This is a genomic window from Collinsella aerofaciens (assembly GCF_040926405.1).
In the GTDB taxonomy this organism is placed as follows: Bacteria; Actinomycetota; Coriobacteriia; order Coriobacteriales; family Coriobacteriaceae; genus Collinsella.
This window is the reverse complement of the sequence record NZ_JBCOIG010000020.1, coordinates 1-16811: the sequence shown is the minus strand read 5'-3', so window position 1 is coordinate 16811 and position 16811 is coordinate 1. Positions and strand designations below refer to the sequence as shown.

The 16811-nt window shown below is 60.4% G+C and carries 12 protein-coding genes and 3 tRNA genes; 7 read left to right on the top strand and 8 right to left on the bottom strand.

Translation table 11 applies throughout. The annotated features are described in order from the left end of the window. Positions 1-14: 14 nt before the first annotated feature. Positions 15-827, bottom strand: a complete 813-nt coding sequence (locus AB5758_RS07585) for a transposase (protein ID WP_368141448.1) — start codon at positions 825-827, stop codon at positions 15-17. A 403-nt stretch (positions 828-1230) separates the two neighbouring features. On the opposite strand from AB5758_RS07585, the gene AB5758_RS07580 reads away from it, so the two are divergent. From AB5758_RS07580 to AB5758_RS07570, 3 genes are all read left to right on the top strand, one after another. After that, complete coding sequence (locus AB5758_RS07580; RefSeq protein ID WP_006235554.1) at positions 1231-1965, top strand: iron-sulfur cluster assembly scaffold protein; 735 nt, start codon at positions 1231-1233, stop codon at positions 1963-1965. Between the two features lie 18 nt (positions 1966-1983). Further along, positions 1984-2988 (top strand): GGGtGRT protein, encoded by a 1005-nt coding sequence (locus tag AB5758_RS07575; RefSeq protein WP_006235553.1) that lies wholly within the window; start codon positions 1984-1986, stop codon positions 2986-2988. Between the two features lie 256 nt (positions 2989-3244). Further along, positions 3245-4771 (top strand): FAD-dependent oxidoreductase, encoded by a 1527-nt coding sequence (locus AB5758_RS07570; RefSeq protein WP_195246947.1) that lies wholly within the window; start codon positions 3245-3247, stop codon positions 4769-4771. A 215-nt stretch (positions 4772-4986) separates the two neighbouring features. Here AB5758_RS07570 and AB5758_RS07565 read toward each other — a convergent pair. From AB5758_RS07565 to AB5758_RS07555, 3 genes are all read right to left on the bottom strand, one after another. Further along, a tRNA-Lys gene (locus AB5758_RS07565) sits at positions 4987-5062 on the bottom strand. A 43-nt stretch (positions 5063-5105) separates the two neighbouring features. Next, positions 5106-5181, bottom strand: a tRNA-Lys gene (locus AB5758_RS07560). Positions 5182-5203: 22 nt separating this feature from the next. Further along, a tRNA-His gene (locus tag AB5758_RS07555) sits at positions 5204-5280 on the bottom strand. A 148-nt stretch (positions 5281-5428) separates the two neighbouring features. On the opposite strand from AB5758_RS07555, the gene AB5758_RS07550 reads away from it, so the two are divergent. Beyond that, positions 5429-6628, top strand: a complete 1200-nt coding sequence (locus tag AB5758_RS07550) for a pyridoxal phosphate-dependent aminotransferase (protein WP_240134732.1) — start codon at positions 5429-5431, stop codon at positions 6626-6628. A 141-nt stretch (positions 6629-6769) separates the two neighbouring features. Then, entirely contained in the window at positions 6770-7660 is an 891-nt protein-coding gene (locus tag AB5758_RS07545; protein WP_138112797.1) for an ROK family protein, read from the top strand. Between the two features lie 114 nt (positions 7661-7774). Here AB5758_RS07545 and AB5758_RS07540 read toward each other — a convergent pair whose 3' ends face one another. The 4 genes from AB5758_RS07540 to argS all read right to left on the bottom strand — a co-directional run bounded on the left by AB5758_RS07540 (position 7775) and on the right by argS (position 15166). Continuing rightward, positions 7775-8224 (bottom strand): VanZ family protein, encoded by a 450-nt coding sequence (locus tag AB5758_RS07540; RefSeq protein WP_161145054.1) that lies wholly within the window; start codon positions 8222-8224, stop codon positions 7775-7777. A gap of 7 nt (positions 8225-8231) precedes the next feature. Next, positions 8232-9632, bottom strand: coding sequence for a hypothetical protein (locus AB5758_RS07535; RefSeq protein ID WP_138112801.1), 1401 nt, complete (start codon positions 9630-9632; stop codon positions 8232-8234). 310 nt (positions 9633-9942) lie between these two features. After that, positions 9943-12369: a transcription termination factor Rho gene (gene rho / locus AB5758_RS07530; RefSeq protein WP_368155470.1), complete on the bottom strand. Its 2427-nt coding sequence runs from the start codon at positions 12367-12369 to the stop codon at positions 9943-9945. Positions 12370-13312: 943 nt separating this feature from the next. After that, positions 13313-15166 (bottom strand): arginine--tRNA ligase, encoded by a 1854-nt coding sequence (argS, locus tag AB5758_RS07525; RefSeq protein WP_055286535.1) that lies wholly within the window; start codon positions 15164-15166, stop codon positions 13313-13315. A 342-nt stretch (positions 15167-15508) separates the two neighbouring features. On the opposite strand from argS, the gene AB5758_RS07520 reads away from it, so the two are divergent. Continuing rightward, on the top strand, positions 15509-15994 hold the full coding sequence (locus AB5758_RS07520; RefSeq protein WP_006235480.1) for a CarD family transcriptional regulator: 486 nt from the start codon (positions 15509-15511) through the stop codon (positions 15992-15994). Between the two features lie 108 nt (positions 15995-16102). Next, positions 16103-16702 (top strand): HD domain-containing protein, encoded by a 600-nt coding sequence (locus tag AB5758_RS07515; RefSeq protein ID WP_161145052.1) that lies wholly within the window; start codon positions 16103-16105, stop codon positions 16700-16702. The last annotated feature ends 109 nt before the right edge of the window (positions 16703-16811 follow it).

Genomic DNA, 16811 nt, shown 5'->3' with positions numbered 1-16811 from the left:
GTGCACAGGCAGTCCTACGCCACGTTTCGGCCAGTCTGCACCGCCGTTCGTGCACAGGCACGCACGATACGAGAAACGGTACTTTTGCCAATCCCCGTATATCGCTCAATCTGACGCACCGTAAAACCGGCATCGTGCAATCCAAGAATGACGATGTTGCGCTGCGCCGACGGCGCGGCTTTAACCCCGTGGAGCGGAACCCCGAGGCTCTTCGCCATCTTGTCGGCAAAGGCGTGGCGTTCCCACTCTGTCTCTTTCATATCGCACAGCGCCGGCTCGCTACCGTCGGGCGTCGAAAGCGAATAGGCAATAAAGCCCTCGGCAGAACCAAAAAGTTCAAGCACGCAAGAAGGATCAGAAAATCCCCTCGCGGCATCTGCCGCATCACTGTCGTAAGCGCGCAGATGCTCCGCAAAGCTGCTCCATGGGTAACGCTCGATTAGGCTCATGCCCGCCTCCTGCGGATCGGCGTGAACGGAGCGAATAGCCTCCATCACCTGCCAGTCGGTATCGAGCGAGCGCCGGTCAAAACGGTTCTGGAACAGATGCCCTGTGCGCCCCGTGCGTTTATTGAACCGCCGCGCGTACGTCAAAAGCAGCCGGTGCATCGCCGCGCTCATCGCGTCCTCGTAATCTGCAAGCACCAGACGCACGTGATTGCCCATAAGGCACCAGGCGATAACCGTCACGCCCGCCTTGCGGCAGCACTCACGCATCAGCTCCAAGAACTCCCACCGGTCTTCATCGCCCTCAAAGATGAGCTGCTTGCCCGTACCGCGGGCACAGACATGGTAAAAGCCGGTAACCGTTCTCCAAACGCGCTGCATGGCGCTCCCTTCGCCGGGATCTGCTTGCCATCCAATACAGCACGATTGAAGCGTGCCATCAAAACATTCACGCAAAACAATACACTCGCGCGGCCAAAGGCAGTAATCAGGCGGCGAACGGCATCGTTGCAACAGGTCAACCCCCGCAATGCTTACAAGAGCTGACCAATAGCTTGCCCAAGACGGACCCCCTCTACGGAAGTTCACGACCACAGAACATAGAGTTAAACCGTTTCAATTAAAACTTCAGGACTTCTCGATGCGAAAACTGAGCCGTTCGCCGAATATTCCGTGCATTTCGCGGTATTATAGGGGCTGCATGTCATGTCCCTTTCGAAGGGTCGCCCGGCAATCGCCAGCCACGACCCCCAAACGGGACGCCAACACGATAGAGAGGAGAGGCATGCAGTACTCACAGGAAGTGGAGAACATGTGCCCCGTTGCCAAGGGTGCATACCACGGCCCCGCACCCATCCCCGAGGAGGGCAAGTGGGTCCAGGCTAAGGAGATTTCCGACATCTCCGGTCTTACGCACGGTGTGGGTTGGTGCGCACCTCAGCAGGGCGCCTGCAAGCTCACGCTGAACGTCAAGGACGGCATCATCGAGGAGGCCCTCGTTGAGACCATCGGCTGCTCGGGTATGACCCACTCTGCCGCCATGGCTTCCGAGATCCTTCCCGGTAAGACCATCCTCGAGGCCCTCAACACCGACCTCGTCTGCGACGCCATCAACGTTGCTATGCGCGAGATCTTCCTGCAGATCGTTTACGGCCGCAGCCAGACCGCGTTCTCCGAGGGCGGCCTGCCCGTGGGCGCCTCCCTCGACGACCTCGGCAAGGGCCTTCGCTCTCAGGTCGGCACCATGTTCGGCACCAAGGCCAAGGGCGCTCGTTACCTCGAGCTCGCTCAGGGCTACGTCACCCGCATGGCTCTCAACGACAAGAACGAGATCATCGCATTCGAGTTCCTGAACCTCGGCAAGTTCACCGACGCCGTCAAGGCCGGCAAGACCCCCGAGGAGGCCATCGCTGGCGCTATGGGCCACTATGGTCAGTGGGAGAACGCTGCCAAGTACATCGACCCGCGCACCGACGAGGAGACTCACTCCGTCGCCAGCGTGTTCCCGGTTCACGAGTAGAAAGGGAGGGAAATAACTATGACTGTTACGTTCGAAGGTTACGAGCGCCGCGCTGACAAGATCAACAAGTGCCTCGCCGACAACGGCATCGCCTCCCTCGAGGAAGCTCTGCAGATCTGCACCGACAAGGGCTTCAACCCGCGTGAGATCGTCAACAACACCCAGTCCATCGCCTTCCAGAACGCCGAGTGGGCCTACACCCTCGGTTGCGCTCTCGCTGTCAAGCGTGGCGCCAAGTCCGCTTCTGAGGCTGCCGCCATCATCGGCGAGGGCATCCAGGCCTTCACCGTTCCCGGCTCCGTCGCCGAGGACCGCAAGGTCGGTCTGGGCCACGGCAACCTGGGCGCTATGCTGCTCTCCGACGACACCGAGTGCTTCGCCTTCCTGGCCGGTCACGAGTCCTTCGCTGCCGCTGAGGGTGCTATCGGCCTGGCTCTAAACGCCAACAAGGCTCGCAAGAAGCCGCTGCGCGTCATCCTCAACGGTCTGGGCAAGGACGCTGCTCAGATCATCGCCCGCATCAACGGCTTCACCTACGTGAAGACCCAGTTCGACTACTTCACGGGCGAGCTCAAGGTCGTCGAGACCATCCCCTACTCCGATGGTCCCCGCGCCGCCGTCAACTGCTACGGCGCCGACGACGTCCGCGAGGGCGTTGCCATCATGTGGCACGAGAACGTCGACATCTCGATCACCGGTAACTCCACCAACCCCACGCGCTTCCAGCACCCCGTCGCTGGCACCTACAAGAAGGAGCGCCTCGAGGCTGGCAAGAAGTACTTCTCCGTCGCTTCTGGTGGCGGCACTGGTCGTACCCTGCACCCGGACAACATGGGCGCCGGCCCTGCCTCTTACGGCATGACCGACACCATGGGCCGTATGCACTCCGACGCCCAGTTCGCCGGTTCTTCCTCCGTGCCTGCGCACGTTGACATGATGGGTCTCATCGGCATGGGCAACAACCCCATGGTCGGTGCCACCGTCGCCTGCGCTGTCGCCGTCGAGGAGGCCCTCAAGGCCTAATCGCGCCCGCGCGATGCTCATATAGTTGAGCTTTGGAGCCACTACCCACCCAGGTAGCGGCTCTTTTTGTTTGCGCTGTCGCAGGGTAGCTAATGCCGATATATCAGTTGGGGCGAAATACAAGATGTGATGAGATGGAGCGTCAGAGCGTCCATGACGCCCACCTGCCATATTTGCCCTTTACCGATTTGCCGAGTCTTTGCGGCCCCATTGCCGATCACCCGTGCGACAATGCGCCGGACGAGAAAGGAATCCGATGGAATCGACTGATGTACTGGTAATTGGATCTGGCATTGCGGGCCTTTGCGCCGCCATCGAAGCGGCACGCACGGGTGCAACCGTCACTGTGGCAAGCGCCGGCAAGACTATGAGTGGATCGAGCTTCTTCCCCGGAACCTGGGGCCTAGGGCTTATCGGACCCGTTAACGAAGACGACGAGCAGGACCTCATCGACACCATCCTGGCCGTCGGCGGCGGCGTTGCCGACCCCGAACTCGTCCAAGCGTTCGTCCACGGCATTCCCCAAGCGATTGACTGGCTCGAGCAAGACCTGGGCGTTGAGCTCCAGCGTCCGCAAAGCGCCAAGAGTGCTCAACAAAAGCAATTTATCCCCTGCTTTGACCACAAGACGCGCATGTGGCGCGGCCTCACCCGCAAGCCCCTTGAGGACGCTCTGACGACCTGGATCGAGTCGCTCGGCATTCGCCTGCTCCCCCGCCATGAGCTTATCGACCTTGTTGAGGACACGAACGGCAGAATAACCGGAACCGTACTCTACGACCTTACCGAAAATCGAATCGTGCCCTTTGCTGCCAAGGCCACGGTCATCGCAGCCGGTGGCACAGGCGGCCTGTTCGAGCGCAGCCTTACGTCGGCTGATGTGCTCAGTTCCTCGCAGGCCATCGCGCTGGCGCACGGCGCAACACTTACTAATATAGAGTTCATGCAGATGATGCCCGGCTTCATTGAGCCCAAGCGCAACCTCGTCTTTAACGAGAAGACCTGGCGCTACGTCAAATTCGATCAGTCGGTTGACATCGACGACGACAAACTGGACAAGCTGCTTGAGCAGCGCTCCGGATACGGCCCCTTCACGTCACGCCTGGATTCACGTGCTATCGACCTTGCCATCGACCAAGCGGGCGCCGAGGGCCTAGCGCTGCATTACGACTTCCCCAGTGAGGACGTCCCCGAGTTTGTCCAGACCTTTGCCACATGGCTCCAGGACGAGCACGGCATTGCTCCGACTGACGAGATGCGCGTAGCGATGTACGCCCATGCCTCCAACGGCGGAATCAAGATCGACAAGGCAGCCGCGACCGGCGTTGCGGGTCTCTACGCCTGTGGCGAGGCAACGGGCGGCATGCACGGCGCCGACCGCATTGGCGGCCTGTCAAGCGCCAACGGTATCGTGTTCGGACGGATTGCGGGTGCATCGGCGACTCAGGCGGCGCTGGACGCCCCTGAGACGCCCTTGAAGACGGATATCGCCCTCCCCCAGCGCGGCCTCGCCAAGGCAGATGCAGAGCGTCTGGCTCGCAGCCTCAAGCACACGATGAGTAGCTACTGCATGATCAACCGCACCGAGACGGGCCTATCCGAGGCACTACACGAGCTTGAGGGCTTGAAGACAGAGGCAACGACCTTGAGCACACAGAAAGCCCAGGACAGCGAAGTCGCAGCCCTCGCCCGCCTGCAATCGCAGATTCAACTAGCACAGGAAATGGTCAAAGCCATGCGTAAGCGAACTGAAAGTCTCGGGTCGCACTATCGAGCGGACTAAGTCGATTCTCACTTTGAGTTTGATCACAATTTCTCAACATGCATCGAGCCCCGTAAGCATGATTCCCTTAAGGAGAACACGCTTACGGGGCTTTTGCCGTGTTTTCCCTAAGGGAATCACGGTGCAGACTTCGCGGCTCCGCGCCCTTTCGGGTTCGACCCCATGCGAGGTCAACAAAAAAGCGACCAGCCGAAGCCAGTCGCTTTAACTTGCTTTGGTGGGCCGTCAGGGGGTCGAACCCTGGACCTTGGGATTAAGAGTCCCCTGCTCTACCAACTGAGCTAACGACCCAAAGCTAAAGTCCGTTGTGGCGGACTTTAGAGGAGATATCGTGTGGTGGGCCGTCAGGGGTTCGAACCCTGGACCTTGGGATTAAGAGTCCCCTGCTCTACCAACTGAGCTAACGACCCGATATCAACACGAAGCAAAAACTGGGGTGGGTAAAGGGACTCGAACCCTCGACCTACGGGACCACAACCCGTCGCTCTAGCCAACTGAGCTACACCCACCGTGTCCTGTGCGCTTCGCGCTCGACTATTATTGCAAGGAACGCCACGCGATGCAAGCCCCAATTTTCAAGAATTTTGAAAAGAGTTTTTCGAGACCATTTCGAGCAAATCCCACCGGTTTCATAGGAGTAAACTTGCCCCACTGCAAATGCTCGAAAGGACCGTCATGAAAGAACTCTCCAACCGCACGGCAACGTTTACCGATTCGGTCATCCGCCGCATGACACGCATCTCCAATAAGTACGGCGCTGTCAATCTCTCGCAGGGCTTCCCTGACTTCGATCCCCCAGCGCAGCTGCTCGATAGCCTCAGCACCATCGCCACCGACCCCAAGCCGCTTTACCACCAGTACTCCATCACCTGGGGCTCCCAGGCCATGCGTGAGGCGCTTGCCGCCAAGCAGGAGCATTTTATGGGCATGTCGGTAAACCCCAACGAGAATATCGTAGTCACCTGCGGCTCCACCGAGGCCATGATGGCCGCCATGATGACGGTTACGAACCCCGGAGACAAGGTCGTCATCTTCTCGCCGTTCTACGAGAACTACGGCGCCGACACGATCCTTTCGGGTGCCGAGCCTATCTACGTGCCGCTCAACCCGCCCACATTCGACTTTGACCGCGAGACACTCGAGGCGGCCTTCCGCGACAACGACCCCAAGGCCATCGTCCTGTGCAACCCTTCCAACCCTTGCGGCAAGGTCTTTACGCGCGAGGAGCTCACCTTTATCGCCGACCTCTGCAAAAAGTACGACACCTACTGCATCACCGACGAGGTGTACGAGCACATCGTCTACGCGCCCCACGAGCACGTCTATATGGCCACGCTGCCCGGCATGTTCGAGCGAACCATCAGCTGCAGCTCGCTGTCCAAAACGTACTCCATCACCGGCTGGCGTCTGGGCTACACCATTGCCCCGGCCCAGATCACCGAGCGCATCAAGAAGGTCCACGACTTCCTCACCGTGGGTGCCGCCGCTCCCCTGCAGGAAGCTGTCGTCACCGCCCTCAACTTCGACGACAGCTATTACCAGGAGGTCCTCGACCTCTACACCGCCAAGCGCGACCTGTTCTGTCAGGGACTCGGCAGCATCGGCCTCACGCACAACGTGCCGCAGGGCGCCTACTACGTCATGATGGACATCTCTGAGTTTGGCTATGACAGCGACCTCGAATTCTGCGAGGACCTCGCGTCTAAGGTGGGCGTGGGCGCCGTGCCCGGCTCGAGCTTCTTCCGCGAGCCCGTCAACCATCTGATTCGTTTCCACTTTGCCAAGCGAGACGAGACGCTTAACGCGGCGCTGGAGAACCTCAAGTCGCTACGTGATAAAATCAAGCCGCGCGGGTAAGGACGGCCCGGCAACTAAAGCAACCAAAGAAGCCCCGCACCGCCCGCCGCGTTGCGAGGCTTCTTTCTATAGCGCTTTCTTAAATAGTTTAGAGCTCTATACTTTAGTCACGGAGCAACTCGTCCCAGAGAGAGGAATACTATGGCAGAGCAGCAGCTTATCGGAGCGCTCGAGGCCGGTGGCACCAAGATGGTCTGCGCCACGGGCTATGCGGACGGTACGGTCCTAGAGCGCGAGCAGATCGCGACCACGACCCCGCAGGAGACCGTTGAGGCCGTCAACGCATGGTTTGCCGACAAGGGCATCGCCGCGCTGGGCATCGGCGCCTTTGGCCCCACCGCAGTCAACCCTGCCTCGCCCCAATACGGCAAGATCCTGGAGACGCCCAAAACGGCATGGCGCTACTTTGACCTGCTGGGCACTATCCAAAACGAGCTCAATATCCCCTGCGGCTACGATACCGACGTCAACGTCGCCTGCCTGGGCGAGGTCACGTTTGGTTGCGCCAAGGGCCTCACCGACGTGGTCTACCTGACCATCGGCACCGGCGTGGGCGCCGGCGTGCTCTCGGGCGGTAAGCTCGTGCACGGCATGATGCATCCCGAGGCCGGCCACATCCTGGTCACGCGCGACCCGCGCGACACCATTGGCGAGCACAGCGCCTGCCCCTTCCACGACAACTGTCTCGAGGGCCTCATCGCCGGCCCCGGCGTTAAAAAGCGCTGGGATGGCAAGAGCGCCGGAGACATGGCCGATGACCCGGAGGCCATGGACCTGCTCGCCGGCTATCTGGCACAGGCGCTCATGACCTACACGCTGTGCTACGCGCCGCAAAAGATCATCATCGGCGGCGGCGTGGCCGACCACACCCCCATCGTGCCGCTCGCACGCAAGAAATGTGCCGAAATGCTCAACGGCTATATCGTCACGCCCGAGGTCAACGACATCGATACCTACATTGTCAACAACAGCCTCGAGGGCAAGCAGGGCATCATGGGTTGCCTTGCCCTGGGCGCACAGGCGCTTCAGTAACAGACGCACCCACGGGGCGTGGCGCGCCCAGCAAATCCGACCAATGGAACGACGCCACCACGCCTCATATAAGCCCTCAAATAAAAAAGGCCGCCTAGGACCAAACAATACGTCCTAGGCGGCCTTTTTGGCGTACATCAGCGACCGTAAGAGATATCGGAGCACAACGCCCATTGCCGCTCCACAGCAGTCGATCATCACATCGGTGATCATGCCGGCGCGTCCCGGCACAAAGAGCTGAATCGTCTCGTCGATCGAGGGAATCAGCAGCAGGAACACCGCCGTGGGCAGCAGCACGTCAAAGGTGTGCCGGCCCTCAAAATCAAAAGCGTGCGTTGCCAGGATGCCGAGCACCATATACTCGGTAAAATGCGCGCACTTGCGAACAACAAAGTTGGTCACCCATTCATATGGAAGTCCCACGCCGTGCAGGAAACCGCGGATAGCTTCCATGACCGTTAGGCTCAGCGAGCCCGACCCCGAGCCGGGAACCAGCGAATTGCCCCAGATCAAGAGCGCCATCAGGCAGGTCACGACCGCCCATTTTCGATTCATCTTAACCATGCAGAAGTTATGCCTCCGCGCGGAGCGGCGCGAAGCTGGCGGTACCGCCCTCGATAACGCTCAGATAGGCACGGCCCGTACGCTTGGCGGTAGAGGACTGCAGGCGCTCGATCTCTTCCTCGAGGATCTGATTGACGCGCTCGTGACGACGATTTTCCATAATGCCGGCGGCAATAGCCTCGGCCCGCTCGATGCTCTCGCGCGAGATACGGGCGGTATCCTCGGGGAACACAGCGCTGTGACGGCCGACATAGGCGGGAGCAGCAGGCTGAGGGGCAGCGACGGGAGTGGGGACTGCAACAGGAGCGGGCTCGTCAATCTCATCCAGAATCGCGGTGGCGGCGGCCCACATGTCCTCGTGGCCCGAGTAATCGGCCATGGGGACATCGACCTCGAGCGAGGCGTCCGGAAGGTCGCCGGTGTCGATGCGATCTTGGGCATCAATCGATGCGGTGATGGCTGCAGGTTCATCGAGGTCGTCAAGATCGATGTCCGCGGCACCGGAGATGATAGGCATGCTGGCGAGGTTTGCGTTGTACGGCGCAGCCTCAGCCGCCTGCTGCTGAGCAGGAGCGCCCCAAAGCGAGCTCTCGGCGGCACGGCGGGCGGCAACGGCCTCCTCGTCCGCGGTAATGGCTTCATCAACGTACGAATAATCGGCAGAAGCGTTCGCGTCGCCCGAGGTAGCGTTGTAGGCGTTATTGGCTGCCGCGTTGGCAACGAGTGCCACGAAAGCCGCCGTGCTGCCCGCAGGGGCGGCCTGGGAGCCCGACACGGCGCGCGCCGCGGCGGCGATGTCGTCACGATTGAAGGAGCCGGTCTGCCCGCCGTTGGTAAGCTCGTCGATGGCGACTTGATAGACGTCGCGCGAGTGTGCAGGGTCGCAGCTCACCGGCGAATCGTCGTCGAGCATACTGTCGATCATGGACCAAGCCTCGGCCTCGTCCATAGCATCTGCGGCTCGAGCGATGGTAGGGACACCATCATCGGCATGACGGCGCTGGAACGCACCAGTCAGGCCGGAAAGGTATGCCGAGGTAGACTGCTCCGCCTGAGCCTGAGAAGCAGAAGCCGCAGCGTAAGGAGTCGCATCCTGCTGCTGAGCCGGAATCGAGGCGGTCTTGAACTCACTTTGATGTTGATTGAGATTGGCAGCACCGCCCATGGCATCGGGCTGGAACAGACGCTCTTCACGCTGCGCACGGTACTCGGAGATGCCCAGCGAGGCGGCATAGATACCCACGCCCGCCACCGCGCCCACGGCGAAGGGAACCGCACCCGCCACGACCGTCTCGTTCACCGACGAAAACGGCAGCGTCGCGGCATACATAACCACGGGGGCGGCCAGGCCGATCCCGCACGAAAGTCCGGCAAGGACTGCTCGTTGTGTTGCATCAGAAGAAGCCATGAGCTCTCCCCATCTTCCAGCACCCAAATCGCATCATTCAGTTGGCTGCGCGAGAGAAGATGAAGCGGGGCTATGCCCCAAAGCAACGGTATATGGTTCGTTTCATCTGCGTTTTCCGTCGCGAAGCTTAAAAGCTATTATGTGAAACCGCCCTGTCGATTGCAAGCGACGATGTCGGATTGAAACGGGAAACCTGCTGCTTGCCAGTCTTATGGTCGATAACTGGCGCCGAGTGGCGATATAAAAAGGGCCGAGGCGCAAGCCCCGACCCTTCATCGCGCCGGCAATAACGCCGCGTGCGGTTGACGACTTAGAACGTCTGCTCGTAGTCGCTATGCTTTTTGGCCGAACGCACCAGGAACTCCTGGTTGGTGTTGGTGCCCTTGAGGCCCTTGATAAACGATGCGGCCGCGCGCTCGGTATTGTTCATGCCGGCGAGGATGCGACGCAGACCAAAGACAAACGGGCGCATCTGCTCGTCGACCAGCAGGTCCTCGTTGCGCGTACCCGAGGCAACAGGGTCGATGGCCGGGAAAATGCGGCGATCGGCCAGGTCGCGGTCGAGCTTGAGCTCCATGTTGCCGGTACCCTTGAACTCCTCAAAGATGACCTCGTCCATCTTGGAACCGGTATCGATGAGTGCGGAGGCCAGGATGGTGAGCGAGCCACCGTTCTCGATATTGCGGGCTGCACCCAGAAAACGCTTGGGCGGATACAGTGCCGCCGAATCAACGCCGCCCGAAAGGATGCGGCCTGAGGCGGGCGCCGCCAAGTTGTAGGCGCGGGCAAGACGCGTGATGGAGTCGAGCACAACTACAACATCGCCGCCCAGTTCCACGATGCGCTTGGCGCGCTCGATGACGAGCTCTGCCACGCGAGTGTGGTTGTCGGCGGGCATATCGAAGGTCGACGCCACAACCTCGCCCTTGATGGAACGCTGCATATCGGTGACCTCTTCGGGGCGCTCGTCGACGAGCAGGCAGATGAGGTGCACCTCGGGGTTGTTAATCGAGATAGACTGGCAGATTTTCTTGAGGATCGTCGTCTTGCCGGCCTTAGGCGGGGACACAATCAGGCCACGCTGACCCTTGCCGATCGGCGACACGATGTCGATGGCACGACCGGTAATGGAATCCTTGCCATGCTCCATGCGCAGCGGCTCGTTGGGATAGACCGGGGTGAGGTCGCCGAACTTGGGGCGATTGCGAATCTGCTCAGGATCCATGCCGTTGACGGTCGTGATCTTGGCGAGGCCGGCGCGCTTGTCGCCGCCGCGCGAAGGACGCAGCGAGCCCTCGATGACATCGCCCGTGCGCAGACGCGCGGAACGGATGAGGTATGCGGGCACGAAGGCGTCGTCGTTGGACTTCATGTAGCCATGGGCGTGGATGATGCCGGAGCTGTCTGGGCGAATCTGCAGAATGCCCTTGATATCGCGGAAACCCTCGGCCTTTGCGGCGGTAGTGTAGATCTCCTCGACGAGCTCGGCCTTCTTCTTGCCGGTCGTCTCGATCTCGAACTCCTTGGCCTTCTCGCGCAGCTCGGCGACCTTCATGGCCGCGAGCTCCTCGCGCGAAAGCGTGGGCTCAGTCGGAGCGGCATTGCGCTCCTTATTGCGCTGCTTGCGGTCGCGCTGACGGTTGCGGCGATCGTTGTTACGCTCGTCCTTGCGCTCGTTGCGGTCATTACGCTCGTCGTTGCGCTTGTGCTGACGGCGGTTGGGGCGAGCGCTCTCTTCGGTCTCGACGGGGGCGGTGCCATCGGTTGCGGAGGCGTCTTCGTTAGCCGAAGCATCATCGCTGGCCTCGGCATTGGAATCGCCCTGCGGCTCGGCCTCGGCATGCTGCTCGACGGCCTTGGCCTTAGCGGACTTCTTGCGACCGCGCTTGGGCTTCTCGGACGCAGACTGTTCGACGTCTTGGGGCTCGGCGGCATCAGTCGATGCATCGGCGGTCGTCTCGGCGGAAACCTCGGACGCACCCTTCTTGGCAGCCTTGGCCTTGGACGTGCGCTTAGCAGCAGTACGATGGCTGCGACCAGGACGGACGTCGGCGGGCTCGACATCGGCAGAAACGGCCTCGGAAGTCGTAGCATCCTGGACGGGCGCGTCGGCAGCGGTTGCAGGCTCGGCGGTCGCCGCAGCATCCCGAGCGGCGGCGGCTGCGGCTGCGGCCTTCTCGGCCTCGACGAAAGCCTTGGGCTTGCGACCGCGACGGTGCGGGCGCAAAGCCGGATCGACAACGGGAACTTCGCTGGCCTCGACAGGCGCAGCGGGCTCAACAGGCGATGTGCCCTCCCCTGCCGCGGAACGGACCGAAGCCTCAGCGAGCTCGGGGGTTACCTGATCGGCAACCTGCTCGGCCTTAGCAGCCGTGCGACGGCGTGTGCGCGGTACCGGCTTCTCGGTTGGCTGGTCGGCGACAGGGGTCTCGGTGGCGGCAGGCGTCTCGGGCACAAACGGAGCTGCAAGCTCGGTCAGAGCCGCGGCCTCACGCTCGGCAGCACGACGGCGGGCGCGCACCACCTGAGCCTCGCTAATCTGCGCCAACGCACGTGCCTGCGCGACCTCATCGGAAATCGGCGCCGAGGAGTCAGCTGCAGCGGTACGCTTGGCGCGCGTCGTGCGCGTGGTACGGCGCTTGGGCTTGGTGACCTCCTCGCCGTCATCGGCAGGCTTGGCCGCGCGGCGCGTACGCTTGGGCTTTGCCGGAGCAGCCTCCTCACCAGTTGCAGACACGGCCTTCTCAGCCGCTACAGGCGTAGGCGTCGAAGCAGCCTTAGGCGTCTCAGGAGCCGAGGCTTGCGCGGGCGCCGCGACCTGGTCCGACGCAACCGGTGCAGCGGGAGCGGCTTGCGTCGTCGTTATTTCGTTTTCTTGCTGTTGATCAGACACAGTGTTTGCTCAACTTTCTTTTCAAGCCCTGTGATCACATGCTCCCTGCATAAACCTTCAGGGCGGCTAAACAGTCTAGCTCCGTCAAATACCGACGGACATCATTGATCTGTATCGAGATATTTGCGTCATATATGCAGCTTTAGTGTAACACAACCGCCGCCACCTGCAACTTAGTCATTGGACGTTCTTAAACGCCCAGTCATCAGGGACACTCCTCCTCAAAAGCGCCTTGAAATGTCGCGCCAGAGGAGTGAAGCCGTGGCACCTGGAATAGCCGCGCCACGAATCGCGCCCATCTGCTACGTTTGCCCCGAGCCCCTGACCATACCCTTGTTTTTTCAAAAACAACGAGTCTGCTACCTGCGGTTTTAATATCGTACTTTTCGGCATGGTTCGGGATATGCGTCCAAACGTAGGAGATGAGCCCAATTCGTGACGGACGGTATCCCGCCACCCCTCTTCGAGACAAAAATGATCCGTTTTCCTCCGTCCCCAAGGGACAATTTTCAAAACTACGCCGGATTACGGGGCCAGGATGCTGCAAGCCAACCATACCCTGCATTATCAAGAAACAATAAGCCATCTACCTGCGGGTTTAATTTCACTATTGGCACCATGGTCGCCAGTTGGCGATTCAGCCCCGTAAACCGGTATAGTTGCAATTTGGTAGCATTTCCCAGCAAACCAAATAGTCTCACCAAACGCAAAAAACCCGACCTCCGCATGGAGATCGGGCTTATAGGGCTCAGCAAAGCCGAACCTACACGGTCAAATGATCCGTAGCTTACATCTGCTCGGGCGCGGAAACGCCAACGAGGGTGAGCACCAGGGCGAGCGTCACGCGAACGGCGTCGCAAGCGGCCAGACGGGCGCGCGAAAGCTCGGGGTCGACGGGACGGCCCTCGCTCGGCAGAACCTGGCAGGCAGCGTAGAAGCTGTGGAAGTCGCCGGCGAGTTCCTCAGCAAAGTGCGTCAGACGGAACGGGGCGCGGTCGCGAGCGCAGCTGGCAATCAGGTCGGTGAGCTCGTTGAGCTTACGCGAAAGGGCGAGCTCGGTCGGGTCGGTCAGCAGCGAGTAATCGACGTTCTCACCGATGGCCTTGGCGGCGACGGCCTTCATGCCCATCTCGTCAGCCTGCTCGGGCGTAACGTCGGCGGCACGGCGCAGGATGGAGCACACGCGGGCGTGAGCATACTGCACGTAATAGACCGGGTTGGAGTTATCGCGCTTCTTAACGGCCTCAATATCGAAGTCGACCATCTGGTTGGAGCTCTTGGAGATGAGCGTGTAGCGAGCGGCATCGGAGCCGACCTCGTCGACAAGCTCCTGCAGGGTCACCATGGTGCCCTTGCGCTTGGACATACGGACGGGCTTGCCGTTACGCAGCAGGTTGACGAGCTGGCCCAGCAGAACCTCAAACTTGCCGGGATAGCCAAGAGCGTCGCAGACGCAGCGGACGCGCTCGATGTAGCCGTGGTGGTCGGCGCCCCAGATGTCGATGACGTGGTCGACGCGCTGGAACTTATCCCAGTGATAGGCGACGTCGGAGGCGAAGTAGGTGTACTCGCCGTCGGACTTGATCAGAACGCGGTCCTTGTCATCGCCCAGGTCGGTGGAGCGGAACCACAGGGCGCCGTCCTTGGTGTAGAGATAGCCCATCTTGTCGAGCTTCTCAAAAGCGCGGTCGACGGCGGAGGTGCCGGCGGTCTCGCCCTCGGTGTCCTTCACATACAGCGAGCGCTCGGAGAACCAACGATCGAAGTCGCAGTTAACGGCATGGCAAAGGTCGCGCATGTTATCGACCATCTTTACATAGCCGCGCTCGCGGAAGCTCTCCATGCGCTCCTGCGGATCGGCGTTGACCCACTTATCGCCGTCGGTGCGCCAGAACTCGGCGGCCTCGTCGATGATGTAGTCGCCGCCGTAGGAGTCCTTGCCCAGGGTCTCGGCAAAGTTGTCCTGATACGGATGGGTCTCGGGATGCTCGTCGTTCTCGTCGGCAACAAAGGCGTCGCGGTCGGCGATCAGCAGCTTGTGAGCCTCGTCGATATCCACGCCCTGCTTGGCGATGATGTCGGCAAGCTGCATATAGCGCGTGCTGATGGAGTTGCCGAAGGTGTTCATCTGAGAGCCGTGGTCGTTGATGTAGAACTCACGCTGGATGTCGTAACCGGCGTGATCCATAACGCGGCAGAGCGAGTCGCCCAGCGCGGCCCAGCGGCCGTGGCCGATGTGCATGGGGCCGACGGGGTTGGCGGAAACGAACTCGACCTGGGTCTTCAGGCCACCACCGACGTTGGACTTAGCGAAGTCCATACCCTTCTCGCGAGCCTCGCCAAAGATGGCATTCTTGACGGCAACGGAGAGGTAGAAGTTGATGAAGCCGGGGCCTGCGATCTCGACCTTCTCGATCGCGGGGTCCTCGGGCATATGGGCAACGATGGCCTCGGCGATCTTGCGCGGGGCGCAGTGGGCCAGCTTGGCGGACTTCAGGGCCATGGTAGAGGTCCACTCGCCATGAGAAGTGTCAGCCGGTCGCTCGATAGCGCAATCGTCAAGTTCAAATGCGGAAAGGTCGCCGGCCTCCTGGGCCGCAGCAAGCGCAGCGCGTACCAGCTCTTCAATCTTCTCGGGCATAGATCCTCCTTGTGTTAAAGCCCCCGAGCTCTTGGTCACTCGTAGGGCAAAAGCCAGAGTTTGTAGCACTCTATCACAAGCGACGGGCACTGTCGCAGGGTAAAGCTAATAGATATTGCATATGCACAAAAATGACTACAGCTTGTATGGAGTCACTCAAAGATGCCGGTCTGCCTGCAGATTATGCAGGCGTTGAAAATGCATAAAGGTGTGAATGAGCTGCGTCTGTTATCGAATACTCTTACCTATCAGAGTTGTGTGCTTTTCCTGCATAAAGTACGGGTTTGCGCACGTCAGCGTGTTATTCTAGACATACGTAAATTCGTATAAGTTGGAGGTAGCATGTTCTCAATCGGTCAACACGTCATTCATCCGGGCCAGGGAGTCTGCACCGTCGTCGGTTTTAGGGACGACACACCGCAGCCCATGCTGCTGCTCGAGACCAAGCAGGGACATGCGCAGACGATCCTCATGTACCCCGTGGCGCAGGCCGACCGTCTGCACGCCGCCATCTCTCAGCAAGATGCCGAGCACCTGCTGAGCCACTATGACGAGCTGGAGTGCGACACCTTTACCGAGCGCAACAGCTCGCTTGAGGAGACACACTTTAAGCAGCAGCTCAAGCTGGGCGCGCCCGAGACGGTCCGCGTGGCAAAGACCATGATGCACCGCATTCGCCAGGCCGAGGAAGCTGATAAAAAACCCAGCTCCTACTACATGCGCGTACTCAAGGAGGCCAAACGCCGCTCCATCGAGGAGTTCGCCGTGGCCCTTGGCGTCACCGAGGAGGCCGCCGAAGCCCGCCTAGCCCAAGCCGCCCTCAACTAACCCATCCGCGCCAAAAACCACCACAAAGGGAACAGGCACCTTTGTGGTGGTTTTCTTGTTCTAGTAGTATTCATTCTTATCGATACCCACGAGCACAAGGAGTCTCTTATGGCAGAGCCGCTTACCGCCGGAATCACCCGCGACCGCGCGTTCGAACTGCTCAATGAGCACAACAAGGACCCGTTCCATATCACCCATGGCGAGACGGTCGAGGGCACTATGCGCTACTTTGCGCGCGAGTTCGACCCCGAGAACGAGGAGTTTTGGGGCATCGTCGGTCTGCTGCACGACCTGGATTGGGAGGAGCATGAGGACGACCCCATTAACCACACCATCTATGCTGCCGAGATTCTTGAGGGCGAAGGTGCGTCTCCCGAGCTCATTCGCGCCATCCAGACGCACACGTCGGACTTCAACACCTCACTGCCCAAGCCCGAGCTGCAGATGGAAAAGATCCTGTTTGCCTGCGATGAGCTCACCGGCCTGATCGGCGCTGCCGTCATCATGCGCCCGAGCAAGAGCGTTATGGACTTTACGACTAAGTCGCTCAAGAAGAAGTTCAAGGACAAACGCTTTGCCGCCGGCTGCTCGCGCGACGTGATTTCGCAGGGCGCCGAGATGTTGGGCTGGGAGCTCCCCGAGCTCTTTGACCGCACCATCGCGGCCATGCAGTCCTTCGCCCCCGACCGAGATACCTTCCAGGCCTAACCGTCAACGCCACCTAAAACCACCACAAAGGGGGCTTATAGGACAAAATGTGTGTCCACGTTGGGGGCATCGGCGCAGGTCGATGCCCCTTTTTCAGCCGTTTAAATTC

Excerpts from the sequence above, each read along its gene's own strand:
- AB5758_RS07545 (WP_138112797.1), top strand. The coding sequence starts at position 6,770 with ATGGCAGAGCAGCAGCTTATCGGAGCGCTCGAGGCCGGTGGCACCAAG.
- argS (WP_055286535.1), bottom strand. The coding sequence starts at position 15,166 with ATGCCCGAGAAGATTGAAGAGCTGGTACGCGCTGCGCTTGCTGCGGCC.
- AB5758_RS07535 (WP_138112801.1), bottom strand. The coding sequence starts at position 9,632 with ATGGCTTCTTCTGATGCAACACAACGAGCAGTCCTTGCCGGACTTTCG.
- AB5758_RS07575 (WP_006235553.1), top strand. The coding sequence starts at position 1,984 with ATGACTGTTACGTTCGAAGGTTACGAGCGCCGCGCTGACAAGATCAAC.
- AB5758_RS07570 (WP_195246947.1), top strand. The coding sequence starts at position 3,245 with ATGGAATCGACTGATGTACTGGTAATTGGATCTGGCATTGCGGGCCTT.
- AB5758_RS07585 (WP_368141448.1), bottom strand. The coding sequence starts at position 827 with ATGCAGCGCGTTTGGAGAACGGTTACCGGCTTTTACCATGTCTGTGCC.
- AB5758_RS07540 (WP_161145054.1), bottom strand. The coding sequence starts at position 8,224 with ATGGTTAAGATGAATCGAAAATGGGCGGTCGTGACCTGCCTGATGGCG.
- AB5758_RS07515 (WP_161145052.1), top strand. The coding sequence starts at position 16,103 with ATGGCAGAGCCGCTTACCGCCGGAATCACCCGCGACCGCGCGTTCGAA.
- AB5758_RS07550 (WP_240134732.1), top strand. The coding sequence starts at position 5,429 with ATGCTCGAAAGGACCGTCATGAAAGAACTCTCCAACCGCACGGCAACG.
- AB5758_RS07520 (WP_006235480.1), top strand. The coding sequence starts at position 15,509 with ATGTTCTCAATCGGTCAACACGTCATTCATCCGGGCCAGGGAGTCTGC.
- AB5758_RS07580 (WP_006235554.1), top strand. The coding sequence starts at position 1,231 with ATGCAGTACTCACAGGAAGTGGAGAACATGTGCCCCGTTGCCAAGGGT.